This window comes from Arthrobacter sp. MDT2-3, from assembly GCF_059090465.1.
Genome location: NZ_JBNHFS010000005.1, coordinates 227,283 through 248,686 on the forward strand (window position 1 = coordinate 227,283; position 21,404 = coordinate 248,686).

The 21,404-nt window shown below is 64.6% G+C and carries 22 protein-coding genes; 14 read left to right on the top strand and 8 right to left on the bottom strand.

Going from position 1 to position 21,404, the window contains the following annotated elements:
• Window positions 1–38: 38 nt before the first annotated feature.
• From AC5RUQ_RS16110 to AC5RUQ_RS16170, 13 genes are all read left to right on the top strand, one after another.
• Window positions 39–242, top strand: coding sequence for a ubiquitin-like protein Pup (locus tag AC5RUQ_RS16110; protein WP_141941378.1), 204 nt, complete (start codon window positions 39–41; stop codon window positions 240–242).
• A gap of 80 nt (window positions 243–322) precedes the next feature.
• Complete coding sequence (gene prcB / locus AC5RUQ_RS16115) at window positions 323–1,144, top strand: proteasome subunit beta (RefSeq protein WP_493948340.1); 822 nt, start codon at window positions 323–325, stop codon at window positions 1,142–1,144.
• 1 nt (window position 1,145) lies between these two features.
• Window positions 1,146–1,856 carry a proteasome subunit alpha gene (gene prcA, locus AC5RUQ_RS16120; protein WP_493948341.1) on the top strand — a complete coding sequence of 237 codons (711 nt, stop codon included), beginning with the start codon at window positions 1,146–1,148 and terminating at the stop codon, window positions 1,854–1,856.
• Between the two features lie 8 nt (window positions 1,857–1,864).
• The gene (pafA, locus tag AC5RUQ_RS16125; protein ID WP_256247842.1) at window positions 1,865–3,229 is read left to right on the top strand and encodes a Pup--protein ligase; all 1,365 of its coding nucleotides are present in this window, start codon (window positions 1,865–1,867) and stop codon (window positions 3,227–3,229) included.
• 113 nt (window positions 3,230–3,342) lie between these two features.
• The gene (locus AC5RUQ_RS16130; RefSeq protein ID WP_493948342.1) at window positions 3,343–4,269 is read left to right on the top strand and encodes an FKBP-type peptidyl-prolyl cis-trans isomerase; all 927 of its coding nucleotides are present in this window, start codon (window positions 3,343–3,345) and stop codon (window positions 4,267–4,269) included.
• A 75-nt stretch (window positions 4,270–4,344) separates the two neighbouring features.
• Window positions 4,345–4,740 carry an FKBP-type peptidyl-prolyl cis-trans isomerase gene (locus AC5RUQ_RS16135; RefSeq protein WP_066275847.1) on the top strand — a complete coding sequence of 132 codons (396 nt, stop codon included), beginning with the start codon at window positions 4,345–4,347 and terminating at the stop codon, window positions 4,738–4,740.
• Between the two features lie 103 nt (window positions 4,741–4,843).
• Window positions 4,844–6,850 carry a helix-turn-helix transcriptional regulator gene (locus tag AC5RUQ_RS16140; RefSeq protein ID WP_493948343.1) on the top strand — a complete coding sequence of 669 codons (2,007 nt, stop codon included), beginning with the start codon at window positions 4,844–4,846 and terminating at the stop codon, window positions 6,848–6,850.
• A gap of 10 nt (window positions 6,851–6,860) precedes the next feature.
• Window positions 6,861–7,208, top strand: a complete 348-nt coding sequence (locus AC5RUQ_RS16145) for a hypothetical protein (protein ID WP_493948344.1) — start codon at window positions 6,861–6,863, stop codon at window positions 7,206–7,208.
• Between the two features lie 32 nt (window positions 7,209–7,240).
• Window positions 7,241–7,513 carry a Sec-independent protein translocase subunit TatA gene (gene tatA, locus AC5RUQ_RS16150; protein WP_493948345.1) on the top strand — a complete coding sequence of 91 codons (273 nt, stop codon included), beginning with the start codon at window positions 7,241–7,243 and terminating at the stop codon, window positions 7,511–7,513.
• A gap of 48 nt (window positions 7,514–7,561) precedes the next feature.
• Window positions 7,562–8,356: a twin-arginine translocase subunit TatC gene (gene tatC, locus AC5RUQ_RS16155; protein ID WP_493948346.1), complete on the top strand. Its 795-nt coding sequence runs from the start codon at window positions 7,562–7,564 to the stop codon at window positions 8,354–8,356.
• Between the two features lie 20 nt (window positions 8,357–8,376).
• On the top strand, window positions 8,377–11,307 hold the full coding sequence (locus tag AC5RUQ_RS16160) for a DEAD/DEAH box helicase (RefSeq protein WP_493948347.1): 2,931 nt from the start codon (window positions 8,377–8,379) through the stop codon (window positions 11,305–11,307).
• Between the two features lie 51 nt (window positions 11,308–11,358).
• On the top strand, window positions 11,359–13,017 hold the full coding sequence (locus AC5RUQ_RS16165) for an amidohydrolase (protein WP_493948348.1): 1,659 nt from the start codon (window positions 11,359–11,361) through the stop codon (window positions 13,015–13,017).
• A 123-nt stretch (window positions 13,018–13,140) separates the two neighbouring features.
• Window positions 13,141–13,884 (top strand): polyprenol monophosphomannose synthase, encoded by a 744-nt coding sequence (locus tag AC5RUQ_RS16170; RefSeq protein ID WP_493948349.1) that lies wholly within the window; start codon window positions 13,141–13,143, stop codon window positions 13,882–13,884.
• A gap of 89 nt (window positions 13,885–13,973) precedes the next feature.
• On the opposite strand, the gene AC5RUQ_RS16175 is transcribed toward AC5RUQ_RS16170, so the two are convergent.
• From AC5RUQ_RS16175 to AC5RUQ_RS16195, 5 genes are all read right to left on the bottom strand, one after another.
• Window positions 13,974–14,321, bottom strand: a complete 348-nt coding sequence (locus AC5RUQ_RS16175) for an RNA polymerase-binding protein RbpA (RefSeq protein WP_013600997.1) — start codon at window positions 14,319–14,321, stop codon at window positions 13,974–13,976.
• A 247-nt stretch (window positions 14,322–14,568) separates the two neighbouring features.
• On the bottom strand, window positions 14,569–15,513 hold the full coding sequence (locus AC5RUQ_RS16180; RefSeq protein WP_163163758.1) for an SPFH domain-containing protein: 945 nt from the start codon (window positions 15,511–15,513) through the stop codon (window positions 14,569–14,571).
• Between the two features lie 33 nt (window positions 15,514–15,546).
• Entirely contained in the window at window positions 15,547–16,011 is a 465-nt protein-coding gene (locus tag AC5RUQ_RS16185; protein WP_493948350.1) for an NfeD family protein, read from the bottom strand.
• 127 nt (window positions 16,012–16,138) lie between these two features.
• Window positions 16,139–17,026: a putative RNA methyltransferase gene (locus AC5RUQ_RS16190; RefSeq protein WP_493948351.1), complete on the bottom strand. Its 888-nt coding sequence runs from the start codon at window positions 17,024–17,026 to the stop codon at window positions 16,139–16,141.
• Window positions 17,027–17,085: 59 nt separating this feature from the next.
• The gene (locus AC5RUQ_RS16195; protein ID WP_493948352.1) at window positions 17,086–17,766 is read right to left on the bottom strand and encodes a peptide deformylase; all 681 of its coding nucleotides are present in this window, start codon (window positions 17,764–17,766) and stop codon (window positions 17,086–17,088) included.
• A gap of 49 nt (window positions 17,767–17,815) precedes the next feature.
• Between AC5RUQ_RS16195 and AC5RUQ_RS16200 the strand changes: the two genes are divergently transcribed.
• Window positions 17,816–18,229 carry a nuclear transport factor 2 family protein gene (locus tag AC5RUQ_RS16200; protein ID WP_493948353.1) on the top strand — a complete coding sequence of 138 codons (414 nt, stop codon included), beginning with the start codon at window positions 17,816–17,818 and terminating at the stop codon, window positions 18,227–18,229.
• On the opposite strand, the gene AC5RUQ_RS16205 is transcribed toward AC5RUQ_RS16200, so the two are convergent.
• Genes AC5RUQ_RS16205 through AC5RUQ_RS16215 form a run of 3 tightly spaced genes read right to left on the bottom strand, consistent with a single transcriptional unit; the run spans window position 18,222 to window position 21,333 of the window.
• Window positions 18,222–19,439 (bottom strand): FAD-dependent oxidoreductase, encoded by a 1,218-nt coding sequence (locus AC5RUQ_RS16205; protein WP_493948354.1) that lies wholly within the window; start codon window positions 19,437–19,439, stop codon window positions 18,222–18,224. The two genes, AC5RUQ_RS16200 and AC5RUQ_RS16205, sit on opposite strands and share 8 nt — an antisense overlap.
• A gap of 1 nt (window position 19,440) precedes the next feature.
• Window positions 19,441–20,136 carry a class I SAM-dependent methyltransferase gene (locus AC5RUQ_RS16210; protein ID WP_493948355.1) on the bottom strand — a complete coding sequence of 232 codons (696 nt, stop codon included), beginning with the start codon at window positions 20,134–20,136 and terminating at the stop codon, window positions 19,441–19,443.
• A 3-nt stretch (window positions 20,137–20,139) separates the two neighbouring features.
• Entirely contained in the window at window positions 20,140–21,333 is a 1,194-nt protein-coding gene (locus tag AC5RUQ_RS16215; protein WP_493948356.1) for a type III polyketide synthase, read from the bottom strand.
• Window positions 21,334–21,404 lie beyond the last annotated feature (71 nt).

Below are 21,404 nucleotides of genomic sequence, written 5' to 3' on the forward strand. Positions count from 1 at the left end.
ATCCGCCGGATCCGACGGCAGGAAAGGGAGAGGTAAAGATGGCAGGCCAGGAGCAGCAGCAGCCGCAATCGCGCGATACCCAGGTCGACGAGGACATTCCCGAGGCCCCGCCCGCGCCGCCCGAAGCGCAGGCATCAGCATCAACCGAAGGCGTGGATGACCTCCTCGACGAGATCGACGGAGTGCTCGAATCCAATGCCGAGGAGTTCGTGCGGGCCTTCGTCCAAAAAGGCGGCCAGTAACCCGGACCGGTGGGTGGCGGATGCCGCGGACGGCCGGAATCTGTACCGACGTTGAAGAACTACGTTCAAGGAGTGCATGAGTGCAGGAATCAACCGCCAACCAGGTAGCCGCCAACGCCACCTCGTCCTTTACGGAACATCTGCAGCGGGACCGGCCCGAACTCCTGCCGTACAACAGGGGACATCGGGCCGTCGTGCCCGGGACCCCACCGCTGCAGGTTCCGCATGCCACCACGATTGTGGCCATGAGCTACGCCGGCGGTGTTCTGATGGCCGGGGACCGGCGGGCCACCATGGGCAACGTGATAGCCAGCAGGCACATTGAAAAAGTCTTCCCTGCCGACCGTTATTCCGTCCTCGGCATCGCCGGCACTGCCGGCATAGCGATTGACCTCACCCGACTGTTCCAGGTGGAACTGGAACACTACGAGAAGATAGAGGGCACCCTCCTCAGCCTGGAAGGCAAAGCCAACAGGCTGGGAGCGATGATCCGGGGCAACCTGCCCCTCGCCATGCAGGGACTCGCCGTGGTGCCGCTCTTCGCCGGCTTCGACACCAGCGCCGGCGTGGGAAGGCTGTTCTCGTATGACGTCACGGGTGGCCGGTACGAGGAACACGAGCACCATACGGTCGGTTCAGGCTCTGTCTTTGCCCGGGGCGCCCTGAAAAAGCTGTGGCGTCCAAACCTGAGCGAGGCCGAAGCGGTGTCCGTCGCCGTCGAAGCCCTCTACGACGCCGCCGACGACGATTCCGCCACGGGCGGACCGGATACCGTCCGCCAACTTTGGCCTGTCATTTATACCGTGGACAAGGTCGGCGCACGGCGGGTAGCCGAGGACGTGCTCGCGGCGGCCGCTGGAAACATCATCGAGGCCCGCACCAACGCCGGACGGGAGGCCTGAGATGACCCAGCAGTTTTACGTATCGCCAGAGCAGCTAATGAAGGACCGTGCGGATTTCGCACGGAAGGGAATAGCCCGCGGCAGGTCAGTTACGGTCATCAGCTGCGCAGACGGCATTGCCCTGGTCGCCGAGAACCCCTCCCCGTCCCTGCATAAGATCGGCGAGATTTACGACAAGATCGCATTCGCGGCCGTCGGGAAGTACAACGAATTCGAAAGCCTCCGGCAGGCCGGCGTCAGGTACGCAGACGTCCGCGGCTACTCCTACGACCGCGAGGACGTTACCGCCCGCGGCCTCGCCAGCGTCTATGCACAAAGCCTCGGCGCAGTATTTACCGCCGAGCAGAAGCCATTTGAGGTTGAACTCGCAGTGGCGGAGGTAGGTCCCACGCAGGCCGAAGACCACCTCTACCGCCTGACTTTTGACGGCTCCATTGCAGACGAACACCAGTTTGTTGTGATGGGCGGCCAGGCAGACAAGGTGTCCTCAGCCATCGATCAGGGCTGGCGGAGCGAAATGAGCTTTGCAGACGCCCTGCGGCTTGCCATGGCAGCACTGGTTCCGGGCACCGAGACTGGCGAACAGCCCAAGGCATTGCCTGTAACGGCCGTGGAAGTTGCCGTGCTGGACAGGTCATCGGAGAGCTCGCGGGGTTCGCGGCGCGCCTTCCGCAGGCTCGACGACGCGGATATTACTGCATTGCTGGCCTAGGAGGACAGATGGACAAGAGAATCTTCGGTATCGAAACGGAATTCGGGATTTCGTATTCCAGCCCCGACTCGAGGCCTCTTGCCCCCGAGGAGGTGGCCCGGTACCTCTTCCGCAAGGTGGTCAGCTGGGGCCGTTCATCCAACGTCTTCCTCACCAACGGCTCGAGGCTGTACCTCGACGTCGGCTCCCATCCCGAATACGCAACGGCTGAGTGTGACGACCTCGCGCAGCTGATCGCCCACGACCGGGCAGGGGAGCTGATTCTCGACGACCTCGTAGACGAAGCGCAGGCCCGCCTCGGGGCTGAGGGCTTCAATGGCACGGTCTATTTGTTCAAGAACAACACGGACTCGGCCGGAAACTCCTATGGCAGCCATGAGAATTACCTGATTCCCCGCCGCGGTGAATTCTCCCGGCTGGCCGAGATCCTGATTCCCTTCCTGGTCACCCGGCAGCTCATCGCCGGCGCCGGAAAAATCCTGAAGACCCCGCACGGGGCAACCTTCGCCTTCTCCCAGCGCGCGGACCATATCTGGGAAGGGGTCTCCTCGGCCACCACCCGGTCCCGCCCCATCATCAACACCCGCGACGAGCCGCACGCGGACGCCGAGTTCTACCGCCGGCTGCACGTCATCGTCGGCGATTCGAACATGTCCGAAGCCACGGCCCTGATGAAGGTGGGCACCGTTGACCTGGTCCTGAGAATGATCGAGGCAGGGGTCATTATGCGGGACATGCGGATGGAAAACCCTATCCGCAGCATCCGCGAAATCTCCCATGACCTCAGCGGACGGGCACTGGTCCGCCTCGCCAACGGGCGCCAGCTTACCGCTTTGGAAATCCAGCAGGAGTACCTCACAAAAGTAACTGCCTTCGTCAAAGAGCACGGTGCCCACAACTCCCATGTCCCGGTGATCCTCGACCTCTGGGAACGTACGCTGAAGGCTATCGAAAGCGGCGACACCCGGGGCATCGACACCGAGATTGACTGGGCCATCAAAAAGAAGCTGATGGACAACTACAGGGAACGCCACGGGCTCGGGCTGGACGCCCCACGGATAGCCCAGCTTGATCTGACCTACCATGACATCTCCCGCAGCCGCGGCCTCTACTACCTGCTTCAGGGCCGCGGGGCCGTCCGGCGGATTGTGGACGACACCGTTATCAAGGACGCCGTTGACGCGCCGCCGCAAACCACGCGCGCAAAGCTTCGCGGTGACTTTGTCCGGCGGGCGCAGGAGTTGGGCCGGGACTACACCGTGGACTGGGTGCACCTGAAACTGAACGACCGGGCACACCAGACCATCCTGTGCAAGGATCCGTTCCGCAGCGTCGATGACCGCGTGGATGCCCTTCTCGATTCTATGGGCTGACACCCAGCTTCAGGGGCTATTCTGGATAGGGTCCCTTTAAAGGGCCTGCCGCGGTGCCGCCCGCTGAGATGCGGACCACTGCCTCCATCTTGCCCCGACGAAAGTTCTCTTACGTGCGCCGACTACTAGCAATCCTTCTTCCCGCCCTGCTGCTGTTGACCGCCTGCGGTGGTTCAACCGCGGAGCCGGAACCCACCAGCAAGTCAGCTGGCGAGACTGCAAAGTTCGACTCCCTCAAACTGACCGACAACGGGGACAAAAAAGCTCCGGGAGTGGAGTTCACCAAGCCGCTGGAAGTGGCAGAGCCCACCATCAAGGTGGTCACCGAGGGCGACGGCGACACAGTGAAGGCGAACCAAATCGCCAACATCTCCATCCTCGCCCTCAACGGTACGGATGGATCCACTCTCGAGGACACGTTCGCCAGCGAGCCCGAGCCGTTGGAACTCAACGAGGAATTGAAGACCGGCAGCGAGGTCATCTACAACGCGTTTGTAGGCGTTAAGGTCGGTTCCAGCCTTGCACTCGCCGTTCCCGGTCAGGCCGCTGCTGCCGGCGGCGAAGCCCAGCCTACCCAGCTGCTGGTGATCAAGGTCCTTTCAGCCTCCGACGTCACCCCGGTGCTTGAGAAACCCGAAGGTGAGACAGTTACCCCGCCGGCCGGCCTGCCCACCGTCACTGAGAAAGACGGCGTTCCGGAGATCTCCGTCGAAGGGGTTGCCGCTCCTACCGCACTGGTCTCCCAGGACCTCATCAAGGGCAACGGCCCCGCTGTCAAGGAGACCGACACCCTTACAGTGAACTACGTGGGCGTCAACCTGGTGGGGGGAACGAAATTCGACTCGAGCTTCGACCGTGGCGAGCCTGCATCCTTCCCCCTTACCGGCGTCATCAAGGGCTGGACCCAGGGACTGGCCGGCAAGACTGTAGGCTCACGCGTCCTGCTGGTGATCCCCAAGGACCTGGCCTACGGCGACGCCGGTCAGGGCGAAGCCAAGGGCGATCTTGTCTTCGTAGTGGACATCCTCGGAGCCAAGTAGCAACAATGGCAACAGGCCCGGCCCCCGCCGCGGCATCCAATCAGCACACCAACTACAGGACACCAAGGAGCAAGCATGTCTTTTGGACAGCGGGAATTTGACCGCCAAAAGCCCGAAATCGACTTCCCCGAGGGCGACGTTCCCACGGAACTCGTCATCACCGACCTCATCGAGGGGGACGGCCGCGAAGCAAAAGCCGGAGACACCGTTTCCACCCATTACGTCGGAGTTGCCTGGTCCACGGGTGAGGAATTCGACGCCTCCTGGGGCCGCGGCGCACCGCTGGACTTCCGGGTGGGAGTCGGACAGGTCATCCAGGGCTGGGACCAGGGCCTCCTCGGCATGAAGGTTGGCGGCCGCCGCCGCCTCGAAATCCCCTCCGAGCTTGCCTACGGTTCCCGTGGCGCCGGCGGCGCCATCGCCCCCAACGAAGCCCTGATCTTCGTGGTTGACCTCGTGGGCGTTCGCTGACCCCAGCAGAAATCCGTGTGGAGCGCGGCAGCAACAGGACCATCACATCCCGTTGCTGCCGCGCTTCCTGCGTTACGCCGCGGAGTTTAGTAACGTAGCGAGGGTGTCCGCATCCCGTACTGAACGCCTCCTGAACCTGCTGATCGCCCTGCTGAACACGAGGTACGGCCTGCGCCGGAACGAACTGCGCGCAACGATCTACCGCGACACCCCCGGCAACGAGGCATCCTTCGGCCGCATGTTCGAACGGGACAAAAGCGATCTTCGCAATTTCGGCTTCGACGTCGAAACGCTGACGGACCTGGGCTGGAGCGAGGATGATCCCGCCACCACCCGCTACCGGATCGGCAAAGAATCCAACCGCCTGCCGGACGTTCAGCTCGGGCCGGAGGAGTGGACGGTACTTCTCCTGGCCTCCCAGTTGTGGGAGCGCGCAGCACTGGGCACAGCCGCACAGAGCGCGTTGCGGAAGCTCCAGGCCTCCGGAGCGATGGCCGACGTCCAACTGCCGGCAGGGGTCCAGCCCAGGATCAAGCCCGCCGGCCAGGCCTTCGACGACCTTGTTGCCGCGATGCACGCCAAGCACCCCGTCACGTTCACCTACCTTGCCGGCAGTACCGGAACCGAGGAACAACGGTCGGTTGAGCCCTGGGGGCTCGGAAGCCGCTTCGGGCACTGGTACCTTGCGGGCTACGACAGGGTCCGGAAGGCACCCCGCCATTTCCGCCTGTCCCGCTTCACCAGCGCGGTGACCATCCTCGAGCGCGAGCAATTCACGCCGCCGCACGACTTCAACATCCGGCAGGAACTGGACCGCCTGCCGCAACTGCCGCTGCGCACCGCCGTCGTGGACGTCCGAAAAGGGCGGCTATTGGCACTGCGCCGCCGTGCTGTCGCACAGGACGTTGCGCTGGAAGGTGCACAGGGCAGCGGCGCCGCAGAACCACCCGAAACGGGCTACGAGCGGATCAGCCTGGAGTACCGGGACCCGGAGGTTCTTGCCGAAGAACTAGCTTCCTACGGCCCTGACGCTTTGGCAGTAGCTCCCGCCGAACTTGCGGACGCCGTCCGGCGCCGGCTTCGCGCCGCAGCAGAGTTCAGCGCCGCCCCTGTCCCCGCATTCAGGTTCGCCAGCACTCCCTCCCGGCCCGTCCGCGCGCGCACCTCGGAGGACCAGCTCAAGCGGATGCTCCAACTGGTGCCCTTCCTGGTCCACAACCAAGGCCTGCACATCGAGGACGTCGCAAACCGCTTCGGGATCAGCAGGAAGGAACTGGAGGATGATCTGCAAATCCTCATTTGTTCAGGCCTTCCGGAGGGATATCCCGACGATCTGCTGGACATCCAGTGGGAGGACGACCACGTCTACATCACGCAGGACCTGGACCTGACCAAACCCGTCCGCTTCACCGTGGAAGAGGCGTGCGCCCTCCTGACCGGGCTGGAGACGCTCAACGGGTTGCCGGAGGTAGCAGAGGGCAGCGCCCTGGAATCGGTGACGCTCAAGCTCCTGGCGGCCGCCGGCGAGGAAGGGCTCCGGGCAGCTTCCCTTGCCGGTCCGGAAATGGCACCGGCAGATGCCGCGACACACGCCACGGTACGGCAAGCCATCGAGTCCGGATCCCAGCTGCGCCTGACGTACCTGGCCCCGCAACGGGACAGCGTCTCGGAACGTGACGTCGACCCGCTCCGCCTCTATTCGCTGGACAACATCTGGTACTTCGAGGCCTATTGCCATTCAGTGGAAGGGCTGCGGAATTTCAGGCTGGACCGCGTCCAGGACCTCCACCCGAACGGGCGGCCGGTGCCGGCCGGTACAACCCCCGCCGACGGGGTTCCGGCCAAGCTCTTCACGGCCAGGGACGACGACACGATTGTCACCGTCCAGCTCACCCGGCAGGGGAGGGGGCTGGCCGACGACTATTACGCGGAACGTACTGCCGAGCTCGACGACGGCGGGCTGGTTGCTGATATCCGGTTCGGCAACACCGCGTGGCTTCCGATGTTCGTGGCCCAGCATGGCGGTTCCGCCCGGATCCTGGCCCCGGCGGAACTGGCCGACGCGGCCCGCACATGGCTGGCGGCGTCCCTGGCCAGGTACGGCGGCTAGACTTCTCAGCATGCCTTGGTGGTCCTGGATTTTGATATGGGTAGCGCTCGTAGCGCTCTCACTGCTCCTTTATGTCTTTTTGGGCTTCCGGCTGTTCCGCCAGTTCATGGCCACCCTCAAGGACTTGGGGGCAGCCGGTGAAAAACTGGGGCAATTGGGCCCCATCGAGCAGTCGGACGCGTCCCCGGATCCAACGAAGCCGCAGCCGGGTTCCGCAGTTTTTGCCTCCCCGACCGTCATGCGACATGATTACGAGGCATCCAAGTCGTCCCGACGGGAAGAACGCCGCCTCAGACGAGTGCAGCGCAAGACGGACCGGGGTCAGCCGCAGGCGCTCGGCGATCTGGACTTCACATAGAAGTAAAATGTACTTAGACGAAAGGATTTCCCGTGGGAAGACTGTTTGATGGCCCCTGGCCGATCGTAATTATCATCGTTGTTGCTTTGCTTCTTTTTGCCGCGCCCAAACTTCCGGCGATGGCACGCAGCCTGGGCCAGTCCATGCGGATCATCAAATCCGAGGTCAAGGAAATGAAGAACGACGGCAAGACCGACTCCAATGACGCCTCCGGTCCCGTGGAAGGCACCATCGTCAACCACCCCAAGGCGAAGCCCGGCGAGTCGACAGACGGCACTGACGTTCCGCCGTCGAACCGCGCCTGACCCCCAGTGGCACTGTCGCGGGCCCGTAAAGCCAACCCCGAAGGGCGCATGGCTCTTTGGGACCACCTCAAGGAGCTGAAAAACCGGCTGATCAAGTCGGCTATCGGCGTCGTCATTGGCGGCATCGGAGGCTGGATACTTTACGATCCGTTGCTGAAGGCGCTGGCCGATCCGGTCAACCGCATCTCCCAGCAAACCGGCGGGCTCTCGGCGATCAACTTCGGAACCATCGCCTCGCCGTTCGACTTCAAGCTCCAGATGTCGCTCCTCATCGGGGTGGTCATTTCCAGTCCCATCTGGATCTACCAGCTGTGGGCGTTCATCACGCCAGGCCTGACCTCCAAGGAGCGGCGGTACACCCTCGGCTACATGGCGGCCGCCGTCCCGCTCTTCCTTGCCGGTATCTGGGCTGGCTGGCTTGTGGTGCCGCAGGTGGTCCGCGCACTGACACAGTTCACACCGGACGGCTCGTCCAGCGTGATTGATGCGCGCACGTACATTGAGTTCGTGACGCGGATGGTCCTGGTGCTGGGGATCGCCTTCCTGGTCCCCGTGGTGCTGGTGGGCATCAACATGGCCGGTGTTATCTCCGGCCAAACCATCCTCAAGGCCTGGCGCGTCACTGTGTTCCTGGTGTTTGTGCTGGCGGCAATTGCTGCTCCGGGGGCCGACGCCATCTCCATGTTCATGCTTGCGGGCCCGCTGCTGGTGCTCTTTTTCGCGGCCATCGGGATCTGCCTGATGAATGACAAGCGCAGGGAGCGCCGCCAGGCCAAGCGCCTGGCGGAAACTGATGCCACAGCCGACATCGCCACCCCGGGCAGTGAGCTGAAGAACCTCTAGGCTCCTATTAGGCTTGGAGTATGTCCTCCAACGACGGTTCGTTCCGGCCCAGGCTATTCCCGTCCGGCCCCAGCGATCCTGAAGAGTTATCGCCGGCCGAGAGGTACCGTGCCAGCGCCGAACGAACGGCAGAGGCGGCCACTTACCTCGGTTCCTTTTCGCGCACCCTGGACTTCGAGCTCGACGACTTCCAGCGGCAAGCCTGCCGTTCCCTGCAGGAAGGCAGGGGGGTGCTGGTCGCAGCGCCCACCGGGGCCGGAAAAACCATCGTTGGCGAGTTCGCGATCTACCTGGCGCTCCAGCGGGGCCTGAAGGCGTTTTACACCACACCCATCAAGGCGCTGAGCAACCAGAAGTTCACTGAGCTCAGCGACAAGTATGGAGCCGACAGCGTGGGCCTGCTGACCGGTGACACCAGCATCAACGGTGATGCCCCGGTGGTGGTAATGACCACAGAGGTCCTGCGCAACATGCTCTACGCCGATTCGGCAACCTTGGGCGACCTGGGCTACGTGGTGATGGACGAGGTGCACTACCTTGCCGACCGCTTCCGCGGTGCCGTCTGGGAAGAGGTCATCATCCACCTCCCCAGCGAAGTGCAGGTGGCCTCCCTCAGTGCCACCGTATCCAATGCGGAGGAATTCGGCGCCTGGCTTGATACCGTCCGCGGCGATACAGACATCATTGTGTCCGAGCACCGGCCGGTGCCGCTCTGGCAGCACGTGATGGTGGGCCGCCAGATCATGGACCTGTTTGCCGGGGAAACCACCTTCGACGAGATTGCTCCACCCGTGGACTCCGACGAGGCTCAAGAGAACTCCAGCAAGGACAGGGCCAAGAGCCGGGGCTTCGACGTCAACCCCGACCTCCTCACGGTGGCCCGCAGCGAAAGCATGCAGAGCTTCCGTGCCAGATCGGGGCCCAACGGCCGGGGCCAGCGCGGAAGACGCGGGAATGAGCGCCCTGGCCGGGGCGGAGACGAACGGGGAGTGCGGCCGGCCAGCCGGCCCCAGGTGATTGCAAGCCTTGACCGCATGGACCTCCTGCCGGCCATTACCTTCATCTTCTCCCGGGCCGGTTGTGACGCTGCCGTTGCCCAGTGCGTCGGTTCCGGGCTGTGGCTCACTACGGAAAAAGAGCAGCGGATCATCGCCGAGCGCGTGGACGAGGCCGGCCATGACATTCCCCCGGACGACCTGGACGTTCTGGGCTTCTGGACCTGGCGGGACGGCCTGCTTCGGGGTTTCGCGGCGCACCACGCCGGGATGCTGCCCACCTTCAAGGAAGTAGTGGAGAAGCTCTTCGCCGACGGCCTGGTGAAGGCTGTTTTTGCCACCGAGACGCTTGCCCTCGGCGTCAACATGCCGGCCCGCTCCGTTGTGCTCGAAAAGCTGGACAAGTTCAACGGTGAAGCGCATGTGGACATCACTGCCGGGGAGTACACCCAGCTGACCGGCCGCGCCGGCCGCCGCGGCATCGACGTCGAAGGCCACGCTGTGGTGCTGTGGCAGCCGGGTACGGACCCGACGGCGGTCGCCGGCCTGGCCTCACGGCGTACCTACCCCCTGAATTCCAGCTTCCGGCCCACCTACAACATGAGCATCAACCTCCTGGCCCAGTTCGGCCGGGTAAGGGCCCGCGAGATCCTGGAGTCCTCCTTCGCCCAGTTCCAGGCGGACCGCTCTGTGGTCGGCCTGGCACGGCAGGTCCGCAGCCGCGAGGAATCGCTGGCCGGCTACGCGAAATCGATGACCTGCCACCTCGGGGACTTCACGGAGTACGCGCGGTTGCGCCGGGAGCTCTCCGACGCCGAGAACACCACCTCCCGCACCAAGTCACGGGCGCGGAAGTCGCTCAGCGATGATTCGCTGGCGCGCCTGCTTCCCGGCGACGTGGTGCACGTTCCGGGCGGCCGGGCCCCTGGCCCCGCGATTGTGCTGAGCTCGGACCACAGCAGCCGGGAGCCGCGTCCCGCCGTGCTGACCCTGGACAACCAGCTGCGCCGCATCGGGACCGATGACCTGGAAGGTCCCATCGCGCCCGTGACGCGCATCCGCATCCCCAAGTCCTTCAACGCCAAGGTTCCCAAGTCCCGGCGCGACCTCGCATCCTCGGCCCGGAACGCGCTGCGGGAAAACCGCCCGCCTGCACCCGGCAATAACCGCAACAACGACTTCGGCCTCGCCACCGCCCTGCCGAACCAGGAAAAGCGGATCGCCGACCTTCGACGCGCACTCCGCGCCCACCCCTGCCACGGGTGCAGTGAACGGGAGGACCATGCCCGCTGGTCCGAACGCTGGTGGAAGCTCCGGCGGGAAACGGATGGGCTGGTCCGGCAGATCCAGGGCCGCACCAACACCATCGCCAAGACGTTCGACCGGGTCTGCGACGTCCTGTCCTCCTACGGTTACCTCGAACCCGCCACCGACGGCAGGCTGATCATCAGCTCCGACGGGCACCGGCTGCGGCGGATTTACGGCGAGAAGGACCTGCTGATTTCCCAGTCGCTCCGGCTTGGCGCCTTCAATGACCTTGACGCCGCGGAGATCGCAGCCCTTGCCAGCGTCCTGGTGTACCAGGCCAAGCGCGAGGACCGGGGGCTGCGCCCGCGGATGCCCAGCGTCTCCCTGGAGACCTCGGTGGACATCGTGGTGCGCGAATGGTCCGCCTTGGAGGATACGGAAGAGGAATACAAGCTTCCGTTGACCGGCGAACCCGAACTGGGCCTGGTGTGGCCGATCTACAAGTGGGCGCGGGGCCGGCACCTGCAGGACGTCCTGAGCGGCACCGACCTCGCGGCGGGTGATTTCGTCCGCTGGGTGAAACAGGTGGTTGACCTGCTGGACCAGCTCGCAAAGATTCCTGGCCTGGATCCCCGCCTCGCACGCCTTTGCTCCGACGCCATCTCGCTGATCCGCCGCGGCGTCGTGGCCTACTCTTCCGTTCTCTGACCTACCGCCCGCTGCTGCCGGCCGTCTTATCTCCAGGAGTACTGCTTACCTATGCCCCGTCCCGAAGACCTGCCCGGATCCCGTGCCAAGACCAGCCCGGTCCTCTATCGCAACGGCTCTGTCTACACAGCCGCCGACCCCTTTGCCACCGCCATGCTTGTGGACGGAGACACGGTGGCGTGGGTGGGATCCGAACAGGCAGCTACTTCCATCGCGGACAGCTCCATGGACATCATCGACCTCCGCGGCGCGCTGGTTGCCCCCGGCTTCGTGGACTCCCACATGCACCTGACGGAAACAGGAATCGCCTTGGATTCCCTGGCACTGCAGAAGGCCAGCTCTGCACGTGAACTTTTGGACGCCGTCGCCGCCGCACCCGGCGATGGTCCGGTCCTGGGCCACGGCTGGGATGAAAGCACCTGGGCCGATGCCAGCCTGCCAAGCGCGGAGGAACTGGAGCGGGCTTCAGGAGGCCGCCCGGTGTACCTGTCCCGCGTGGATGTCCACTCAGCCCTGGTCTCGGCGTCGTTGGCAGACTCGGCAGGCCTCCGCGGCCTTGACGGCTTCGACGGCGGCCCAAGGGTCCGGCGGGCCGCGCACGCAGCAGCCCGGCAGGCAACGCGCCGGCTCCCCGAGGAAGTGCTCCGGGGGCACCAGCGCCGGGCCCTCACGGAGGCTGCCGCCAACGGCTACGTGGCAGTCGCTGAGATCGGCGCTCCGCATATAGGGGGCGCCAAGGACCTCAGGCTGGCGGCAAGCTGGAACAACAACAACGGGGGAGTGCCGGTGCCTGACGTACTGCCGTACTGGGGCGAACTGGCGACATCCGAAGAGCACGCCCGCAGCATTCTTGATCAGCTGGGCGTCGGCGCCCGGGGCCTGGCCGGCGACCTTAACATCGACGGCTCCATAGGATCACGGACGGCGGCCCTCAGATCGGTTTACAGCGACGCCCCCGAAGAGTCCGGCAGCCTGTACCTGACTGTTGAGGAAGCAGCGGCGCATCTCGCTGCCTGTTCCCTCGTCGGGATCCAGGGCGGTTTCCACGTTATTGGGGACGCCGGGCTGGATGCCGCACTGCAGGCCTTGGAGCTCGCGGCGGCCGAGGTGGGGGAGCAGCGCGTCCGGGCTGCAGGCCACCGGTTTGAGCACGTGGAAATGGTGGATGCAACAGCCATCGCAACGCTTGCCCGCTACGCCGTGACCGTTAGTGCCCAACCAGCGTTCGACGCTGCATGGGGAGGTCCCGGAGGACTGTACGAGAAGCGGCTGGGGGAGAGGAGCAGGTCCATGAATCCGTTCGCCAGCCTGTACTCCGCGGGGGTTCCGGTGTGCTTTGGCAGTGACAGCCCCGTGACCCCGCTCCGCCCCTGGTCCAGCGTCAGGGCCTGCGTGGAGCACCACAATGAGGATGAGCGGATTTCGGCGCGCGCGGCTTTCCTGGGACACACCCGGGCAGGGTGGCGGGCAGCCAGGTATCACAACCCCATGGCGGGCCAGTTGGTCCCCGGAGCTCCGGCGAGCTTTGCTGTGTGGGAGGTTGAGGAGCTGATGGTACAGGTGGCCGACGGCAGGGTGCAGTCGTGGAGCACCGATCCGAGGGCCCGAACACCGTTGCTGCCTGCGCTGGACACCGGCTCCGACCCGGTTTGCCTGCAGACGGTAAGGGACGGTTCTGAACTGTACTCCAGCTCTTCGCTGCGTTCCTGACCCCCGTTCCTGACCCCCCGGTTCCTGGCTCCTGTGCCGCCCGCCCTATAATAGGTAGCTGCGCCTGCCAGCGATTTCGCTCGTCCGCGGGCGCACCGACCGTTCCCACCAGGAAGGCTCTCTGTGCGCGTCCTTACCATCATCCCCACCTACAACGAGCTGGAATCGCTGCCTATCACCCTGCAGCGGCTCCGCGCAGCCGTACCGGCCTCGGACGTGCTGGTAGTGGATGACAACAGCCCTGACGGCACGGGCCGGCTGGCCGACGGGTTTGCGGCCGAGGACGCCCAGGTGCATGTCCTGCACCGCAAAGGCAAGGAAGGGCTGGGAGCCGCCTACATCGCCGGTTTCAGGTGGGGGCTGGACGCCGGATATGACGTGCTGGTGGAGATGGACGCCGACGGCTCCCACCAGCCCGAACAGCTGCCCCAGCTCCTCGAGGCCATCGACCAGGGCGCCGATCTTGCCATGGGTTCGCGCTGGGTCCCCGGCGGAAGCGTGGTGAACTGGCCGTTGTACCGGCAGGCCATCTCGCGGGTGGGAAGCACCTACGCCCGCCTCATGCTGGGCCTGAAGATCAAGGACGTCACCGGCGGCTACCGCGCCTTCCGCAGGACCACGCTGGAAAAGCTCAACCTGGACCAGGTGGACTCAGTGGGCTACGGCTTCCAGGTTGACCTCGCCTGGCGGGTTTCCCGCATGGGCCTGCGGATCGAGGAACGGCCCATCACCTTTGTGGAGCGCGAACTCGGCGCCTCCAAAATGAGCGGCAACATCGTGGTGGAGGCAATGATCAACGTCACGAAGTGGGGGCTCCAGGCTCGTTGGAACACCCTCACGCGCAAGAAGGCGTCGGCGCAGCCGTAACTAGCCCTGGCCTGCCAAGAAGCGGCCGCGGCAAAAGCAAGGGCCGTCCCCCACGGAATGGGGGACGGCCCTTGGTGCATTTTTGGGTGCTAGGCGGAGCGGCGCTCTCCGCGGCGTTCGCGCAGGATGGTCAGCCGGTCCTCCAGGATCTGCTCCAGCTCCGGAAGCGAGCGGCGTTCCAGCAGCATGTCCCAGTGTGTGCGGACGGCCTTGTCATTGCTGGTGTCCGGGCGTTCGCCGTCGACCAGGAGGGCTTCCTTGCCGGTCTTGGAAACCCAGACCGGGGGAATCTCCGCCTCGGAAGAGAACGTTACGAAGACCTGCTCGCCGTCCTCGCACCGGTACTCGACGCGCTGGCGCGGAGCCGGCTCGACTCCGGACTCGGTCTCCATGCTCTGCGCACCAAGGCGCATGCCCCGCAGGCTGCGATCGCTCATGTTTTCTCCCTCTGATCGGTTCGCGGAGTAAGACCCCGCGCAAGCCGGTGGCTAAAAAGCACCTCCGGACTACTGTGTGCTCTGTGCTGCATCTTAAGATTCAACGCATCGCGAAGCTTGGTTGTTCCAGCGGATCTGCTCCTGCCGGACAAATACCCAATTATACGGGTGTCATGCCATCCGGGCCAAAATAGAGGGGATCCGCAATTGCTGCGGATCCCCTCGAAACGCTTTCCCGGCCTTGAGCCTATGGCTCGGAGGTCTTGGCTCCCACTTCGTCGAACAACCCCGCCGCGGCGGGATCAGGGTTGGTTCCCCCCAATGCGTTGCCGATTCCCTTGAGGGCTTCGCCGACTTCGCTGGGGATGATCCACAGCTTGTTGGAAGAACCTTCCGCGAGCTTTGGAAGGGTCTGCAGGTATTGGTATGCCAGCAGTTTCTGGTCCGGATTGCCCTTGTGGATGGCGTCAAAGACCTTCTGGATGGCCTGGGCCTCGCCGTCGGCACGCAGGATGGCGGCTTTGGCGTCGCCTTCCGCCGCCAGGATGGACGCCTGCCGCTGGCCTTCGGCCGTCAGGATGGCTGACTGCTTGGTGCCTTCGGCAGTAAGGATGGCGGCACGGCGGTCCCGCTCCGCGCGCATCTGCTTCTCCATCGAGTCCTGGATGGAGTGGGGCGGGTCGATGGCCTTGAGCTCCACGCGGGAAACGCGGATGCCCCAGCGGCCGGTTGCCTCGTCCAGGACGCCGCGCAGCTGGCCGTTGATCTGGTCGCGCGAGGTGAGCGCCTCTTCGAGGTTCAGGCCGCCCACAACGTTGCGCAGCGTGGTGGTGGTCAGCTGCTCCACCGCCTGGATGTAGTTGGCGATCTCGTAGGTGGCGGCCCGCGGATCCGTGACCTGGAAGTAGACCACGGTGTCGATGGAGACCACCAGGTTGTCCTCGGTAATAACCGGCTGCGGAGGGAACGACACCACCTGTTCGCGGAGGTCCAGCAACGGCAGGAGCCGGTCCACGAACGGGATCAGGATGGTCAGCCCTGGATTAAGCGTGCGCTGGTACTTGCCCAGCCGTTCGACCACGCCTGCGCGGGCCTGCGGAATTATCCGCACCGACCGGACCAGCACGATAATCACAAACACGATCAGGACCACCAGCACAATGGCCAATGCAGTTCCTCCTGCGTTATCCATACATCTCCTTGTTCCCCATTTGTTCAGGCTGTATCAGGACTGGCCAACTGCTTCCGGCGGCGCTGACACCACTGCCGTGGCTCCTTCGATGGCGGAAACCACAACTTTTTGGCCGGCGGGAAGAACGCCCCCGGCAGAACGGGCTGTCCAGATGTCTCCGCCGATCTTGACCAGTCCGCCGTCGGATGTCACCGGTTCCATCACCACGGCCTGCTCGCCGATGAGCCGGTCAATGTTGGTGCGCTGCTCTGACGGACCGTTCTTCAGGTGGGCCAGAGCCACGGGCCGGACAAAGGCAATCATGAGCAGGGACACCACGCAGAAGACCACGATCTGTAGCCAGAGGTCCGCGCCTGCGAAGTCCGCGACCAGTGCGGCGAGGGTGCCTCCGCCGAGCATGATGAAAAACAGGTCAAGCGTGATCATCTCGATCACTGCAAACGCCAGGAAGGCCGTGAGCCACAATGCCCACCAGTTTTCCCCGAGCCATTCGAACAACGTTCTCCCCCTTCGCTACGGGGAGCATGCACGCGCGCACCCGCCAGTAACTGTCCTTCAATCTTAGTGCGGCCCACTTCGCTGTGGGCGGGCTCTCACCAGCGGGGCAGCGATAGTGGCCAAGTCGTTACGTCGCGGCCGCTTTCCTCGGCCGGAACACCGTCAGCCTGAACCTGGCTTCGGCCTGGACCGGCTCGGGCATCGCGAGCAGCCGTTCAGACAGGTCCCGCCGGGCAAGGTGGTGGCCGGCCGGGCCCATATAGGCGAGGTCCGCGGCCTCCCGGCGGGTCAGTGCCAGTTGAATCCCGACGTCGGTGCTTGTCTCGGCGTCAAAATGGCTGCTCATCGCTTCGGCCAGCCGGGCGTCCTTGTCTTCCTCGATGCCAAGCATCCCGGTAGCGGCTGCGATGGCGCCAAGGTGCCCGCTCCGTGGAGTAACCACCACCAGCAACCCGGTGGGTCGCAGGATTCGGGCAAACTCGGCGGCATTGCGTGGCGCAAAGATGACTGTGATGGCGTCCACCGAATTATCTGCCAGCGGCAGAGGCTGCCAGACATCGCATACCAGGTTCACGGCCTCGGGGTTGAGCCGCGCGGCGCGGCGCAGCGCGAACTTGGAGATGTCCACGCCCAGCGCAGCCACGTGGCGGCGGCTGCGCGCCGCGGCCTGATCGAGCACAGCCCTGAGGTAATGTCCCGTTCCCGTCCCTGCGTCAAGGACAGCACTGCCCCCTTCAGGCAGGCAGGGCACGACGGCGGCTGCCACCGCAGTTGCCAACGGGCGGTAATGCCCCGCCGCCAGGAAATCGGAGCGTGCTTGGACCATTTCCGCGGTGTCGGCCTCGAAAGCAGTGCCCTTCCCGACCAGCAGGTTGAAGTAGCCTTGGCGTGCGGCGTCAAAGCTATGGCCGGCAGGGCACACCAGGCGGTTCTGACCGGCATCGGCGGCTGTCCGACGTTCCAGCGGTTTCCGGCACACCGGGCACAACAGTGGCGGGTCAGTCGTAGGGGGCATGCGAACCATCCTATGGCTCCAGCATCCGGTTTTTCTGGACGGGTCGTGGTACCGGCAGATCAGTGGAGGCTGATGCCGGCAGGACCTGCGCCGAAGCCGAGCCCCTGCTGCGCCTTGGCGATGCCTGGCTCTGCCCAATGGGCGGCGTATTCGGCGTTGGTGCTCAGGGACCTGAGCTGCGCGCGGTCCACGTACAGCACACCGTTCAGGTGGTCAGTCTCATGCTGGACAATCCTGGCCTGCCAGCCGGAAAACTCCCGCTGCATCCGTGTGCCATCCGGAGTCTGGAAGTCAAGAAGCACATTCTCGTACCGGGCCACCACGGCCTGGAGGCCGTTGAGGGAAAGGCAGCCCTCGTAGAAGGATGCCAAGCCATCGCCCTGGGGCGTGTAGCGGGGGTTCAGGACCACAAGGAAGTCCAGGGGGCTCCGGTGACGCAGGGCGGCGGCCTCAGGATCGACGTCGAACTGGTCCTCCACGACGGCCAGCTGCAGCGGTATGCCGAGTTGAGGCGCGGCCAGCCCCACGCCCGGAGCCTCATGCATCACCTGGCGCATGAGCGTAATCAGGTGCCCGAGCTGGTCGTTGGACAGTTGCCCGTCAAAGGCGGCAGCGCGCTGCCTGAGCGCGGGGTGACCTGCCTGCACAATGGGCGGGAGCGCACCTGTTTCGAGGATCCGCTCCACGGTTTCGCGGATCTGCTCTGCGGTGTGGGTGGTCTCCGGCGCGCCTTGGTTCATGGGGAAAGCCTAGCGGCCGGGCGGCCCCGGCTCGGCTAGTGTCTATCCCGTGCCTGAAGACTCCTCCGTGCAGACCCCGCCGCTGGACCATGTCCTTGAATTCATCCGCGTCCTGGAATCCGGCGGGGGAGCGGCAGCCATCAGGCCTTTCCTCGCCGACTCCTTTGTCCTGGTGGAGGCGCCGCACCTCCTGGCGCCCGAAGGCTCCAAGCGCGCACTGGCGGAGGTCCTGGCGGGCGCCGACCAAAGCCCGGAAGTGGTGGCCCACCAGAAGTTTGTGGTCAGGCGGACCACCTGTGAGGGCGGACGGGTGGCGGTGGAAGCGGATTGGTCCGCGACGGCCCTGATGGACCTTCGTTACTGGGACCGGGGGGAGATTATCCGGGCCAGGACGTCGTCGGTGTTTGAAGTCAGCGATGGGCTGATCGTCAGCCAGGACAGCTATGACTGCTACTTCAGGTAACCCTGCTACGTCCGGTAGGCCAAAGCGGCGCCCACGCCGGCTGCCTGTCCAGGTCTTGCATGGTGAAGCGGCGGGCCACCCACTGGTTTACTGACGGGGTGGCAGCTGCCGCGCTGATCCCCAGATTTCGGAGGTCCAGCAAGGGCCGGGGCAACGGCCGCCCCAGCAGCATGTTGATCTCGGACTGCCGCTGAGCCAGCCTCGCGGCACGTTGCCGGTTGGCCTGGAACTCCTTGAACTGCAGGTCAACCTGCTCGGGGTTTGCAAGTGCCGCCTGGAGGAGGGGAGAAAGGGCCCAGGCGTCCAGCCACCCGAGGTTCATGCCCTGTCCGCCGATGGGGCTGATCTCGTGGGCAGCATCTCCGAGCAGGAACACCCTCCCGGCCATCATCCGGCGGGCCATGGTTGAACGGACGCTGAACGCGCTCACCATGGTATTGGTGCGGGCATCCGGGAAGATCCCGGTTCGGCGCAGGACCTGCTGTGCCAACTCATCCGGCGTGGCGGTACCGGCAGGCTTCCCCAACCGCACAACCCAGCGCCGGACCCCGCCCGGCAGCGGAAAAGACTCAACGATGCCTCGCGGCTCAAGGAACAGGACTGCCCGTTCGCCGTAAAACCCGGCGTCCTGGAAATCGCCCATGAGGTAGTGGTCGGGATAGTTTTTTTGGCGCACGGGCACACCCAGGAGGCCGCGCACCTGGGACCGCGCGCCGTCGGCCGCTACAACGAAGGATGCCGTCCACGTGGATTCCCTGCCTGTGCCCTCCCCGGCAGGTCCGGCGGCGACGGCGACCTGCCCGCCGTCGTCCTTCACCCGCCTGACGCGCACACCCCTGACGAGGGCGGCGCCGTCCAGTTGGCGGACACGCTCCTCCAAAAGCTGTTCCGTGCGGAACTGGGGCAGGGCCAGCACGAAGGGAAAGGCCTCCGAGACTCCGGCGAATGACATGGTGCCCACAGTCTTTCCGCCGCTGACTGCCAACCCTTCCCGGATTTGTACGCCCTCCTGCACCGCGGAAGCCGCAATGTCGATGCGCTGCAGACCCTCAAGGGCGGGGGGATGGATGCCGATGGCCCGTGAGTGCAGGTTCCTGGCCTGCCTCTGCTCCAGGACCTTGACGCTGACGCCGTCCTGAAGCAGCAGGGCGGCCAGGTACAGGCCCACCGGGCCCCCGCCGATGATCAGAACCTCCGTTTCCGTTGACATGTCAGTTCCTGCGCAGGGCGAGAATCTGATGGAATTTGGAGCTGGTTTCAACGGTCCAGCCCGGGGGAGCGAGGTCCGCCAATTCGGCGGGGGTGTAGCTCCTGCGGATGGACGTCAAGCCGTCCGCCCGGATGAAAGAACGACGGAACGGCAACGCGGCGGCAGAGAAGAGGGCGTAGGCGGCGGGGCTTCGCCTCAAGTCGTTGTGCAGCGCTTTTTTAGTGCTGAGAGCGGCTGAATCGGCGAGCAGTTGCTGTAGTTCGTGCGCCGAAAGGTGGTGCAGAACGTGGTTCGAAATGACGAAGTCGAAGTGCCTTCCTTCCCGGAGAAGATCCGCGCTGTGCGCCTGCCGGAACTGCACACCGGGTATGGGCGGCCTTGCCAGCGCGTACGCGGCCGCACGTGGATCAGGGTCTATGCCGGTGATGTGCATCGGAAGTCCGTCGCGCCGTGCCCAGCCTGCCAACATATGCGCGAGGTCACCTCCGCCGGCGCCGATGTCGAGCAGTGTGGCTGGAGCGGTGTTCGCAGCCAGGGAGGGACGAAGCTCCCTGACATAAAGCCCCCGCCAACCCGCAAGCGCGCGGTTGACCACTGCGAACTGGCGGTACGTGTTCTGGAGGAGCCGGGCGTCGCACTCCGGCCTGTCCATGATTTCCAAGGCGTCGACGGCGCGCTGCCGCAACAGCAAGTCCATGGATTAGGGGACCGATACTTCTGCCGCTGCCTGGCCCGGCACGTGTTCCACCAGTCCTGCACTGGGAGCCTGGCCCACTTTTGTGAACAGCGCGGTTTCCACTGTGAGTCCCGGGCCGAAGGCCATGGAGCAGATGCGTTCGTCCCCGTCCTCAGGCTCCTGTTCCAGGATGTGTTTGAGGACAAAAAGTACTGTGGCGCTGCTCATGTTTCCGTAGTTCCGCAGCGTCTCCCGCGCCGGCACCAGCTGCTCTTCGGTGAGGCCGAGCCGGGACTGGACTTTGTCCAGAATGCTCCGGCCGCCCGGATGGATGGCCCAGTGCCGGATGGAGGTGTAGGGGAGTGCTTCCAGTTCCGGGTCCTTGGCCAGGAGGGGCCGCAGGGCACCCACAATATGGTCATCGATGATGTGCGGCACATAATTTCCAAGCACCATTTCGAATCCGTGGTCGCCGATGTTCCAGGCCATCGCGTCCTCGCCGACCGGGGTGAGGACCGTTTCGAAGTGATCGAGCTGGAGCAGGGACTTTTCCGCCGACCCGCTGCGTGCAGTGACGACGGCGGCGGCCGCACCATCAGCGAACAGGGCTGAGCCCATGATCGTGTCCGGATCGTTTGAGGTGCGGACGTGCAGGGAACACAGCTCGGCACACACCACCAGGACAACGGCCTGCGGGTCGGCCTCGCAGAACAGCTTTGCGGCGCGCAGTGCAGGGAAAGCTGCGTAGCAGCCCATGAAGCCCAAGTGGTAGCGCTGGACAGCGGGATCCAGGCCCAACTCCCGAACCACCTTATAGTCAGGGCCCGGGTTGAAGAACCCGGTGCAGGAGACGGTGATGAGATGAGTTATGTCAAGTAAATCGAGTTCTGGGGCAGCGTTGACGGCGGAGCGGGCAGCCTCCACAAAGAGCTTGGTTGCCTCGCGGCCGAAAATATCGTTGCGGACCTTTGTGCCAGGGTTCAGCAGCAGGCCGGTCTCCTGATCGAAAAACTGCGGATTTTCGGCGCGATGATCCGTGGTGAGTTCTTCGACGGCGGTGAAGCGTGTATCAATCGCCGCGGAATCAAAACAGGTATTGACCAGCCGTGAACCAAGCCTGGACAATCCGGGCTGGGCCGCAAAGACGTCACGGGCTTCTGCCTGGAGCAGCATCGTTTTAGGAACTGCAGTTTCAAGTGATCGCACGTAGACCGTCATTGACTCATTCTTAACGAGCGCCCGGAATAAGACAATGCTGACCTGCGGATTCATCGTCCCCATGAACGATA

Excerpts from the sequence above, each read along its gene's own strand:
- AC5RUQ_RS16110 (WP_141941378.1), top strand. The coding sequence starts at position 39 with ATGGCAGGCCAGGAGCAGCAGCAGCCGCAATCGCGCGATACCCAGGTC.
- prcA (WP_493948341.1), top strand. The coding sequence starts at position 1,146 with ATGACCCAGCAGTTTTACGTATCGCCAGAGCAGCTAATGAAGGACCGT.
- pafA (WP_256247842.1), top strand. The coding sequence starts at position 1,865 with ATGGACAAGAGAATCTTCGGTATCGAAACGGAATTCGGGATTTCGTAT.
- AC5RUQ_RS16135 (WP_066275847.1), top strand. The coding sequence starts at position 4,345 with ATGTCTTTTGGACAGCGGGAATTTGACCGCCAAAAGCCCGAAATCGAC.
- AC5RUQ_RS16145 (WP_493948344.1), top strand. The coding sequence starts at position 6,861 with ATGCCTTGGTGGTCCTGGATTTTGATATGGGTAGCGCTCGTAGCGCTC.
- tatC (WP_493948346.1), top strand. The coding sequence starts at position 7,562 with ATGGCTCTTTGGGACCACCTCAAGGAGCTGAAAAACCGGCTGATCAAG.
- AC5RUQ_RS16160 (WP_493948347.1), top strand. The coding sequence starts at position 8,377 with ATGTCCTCCAACGACGGTTCGTTCCGGCCCAGGCTATTCCCGTCCGGC.
- AC5RUQ_RS16165 (WP_493948348.1), top strand. The coding sequence starts at position 11,359 with ATGCCCCGTCCCGAAGACCTGCCCGGATCCCGTGCCAAGACCAGCCCG.
- AC5RUQ_RS16175 (WP_013600997.1), bottom strand. The coding sequence starts at position 14,321 with ATGAGCGATCGCAGCCTGCGGGGCATGCGCCTTGGTGCGCAGAGCATG.
- AC5RUQ_RS16180 (WP_163163758.1), bottom strand. The coding sequence starts at position 15,513 with ATGGATAACGCAGGAGGAACTGCATTGGCCATTGTGCTGGTGGTCCTG.
- AC5RUQ_RS16190 (WP_493948351.1), bottom strand. The coding sequence starts at position 17,026 with ATGCCCCCTACGACTGACCCGCCACTGTTGTGCCCGGTGTGCCGGAAA.
- AC5RUQ_RS16195 (WP_493948352.1), bottom strand. The coding sequence starts at position 17,766 with ATGAACCAAGGCGCGCCGGAGACCACCCACACCGCAGAGCAGATCCGC.
- AC5RUQ_RS16205 (WP_493948354.1), bottom strand. The coding sequence starts at position 19,439 with ATGTCAACGGAAACGGAGGTTCTGATCATCGGCGGGGGCCCGGTGGGC.
- AC5RUQ_RS16210 (WP_493948355.1), bottom strand. The coding sequence starts at position 20,136 with ATGGACTTGCTGTTGCGGCAGCGCGCCGTCGACGCCTTGGAAATCATG.
- AC5RUQ_RS16215 (WP_493948356.1), bottom strand. The coding sequence starts at position 21,333 with ATGACGGTCTACGTGCGATCACTTGAAACTGCAGTTCCTAAAACGATG.